Genomic DNA, 271 nt, shown 5'->3' on the forward strand with positions numbered 1-271 from the left:
TAGGCCAGATGTGGAAGCCCGGTAACGGGTGAAGCTGACTGGTACTAATAGGCCGAGGGCTTGTCCTCAGTTGCTCGCGTCCACTGTGTTAGTTCTGAAGCAACGAACAGTTGCTGGTTTCTAGAGCTAGAACATAACTACAAAGTGTGCTTGTTCGCTCGAAACCGATAGGGTTTCGGTGGTCATAGCGTTAGGGAAACGCCCGGTTACATTCCGAACCCGGAAGCTAAGCCTTTCAGCGCCGATGGTACTGCAGGGGGGACCCTGTGGG

Annotated in this window: 1 rRNA gene; it reads left to right on the top strand. The window is 53.9% G+C overall.

Features of this window, described 5'->3' with window-relative positions:
* Positions 1 to 174: 174 nt before the first annotated feature.
* Positions 175 to 271: ribosomal RNA gene (rrf, locus tag IF88_RS42745) — 5S ribosomal RNA — on the top strand; the annotation flags it as partial.

The sequence above is a fragment of the Streptomyces sp. NRRL F-2580 genome, from assembly GCF_000720115.1.
Taxonomy (GTDB): Bacteria; Actinomycetota; Actinomycetes; order Streptomycetales; family Streptomycetaceae; genus Streptomyces.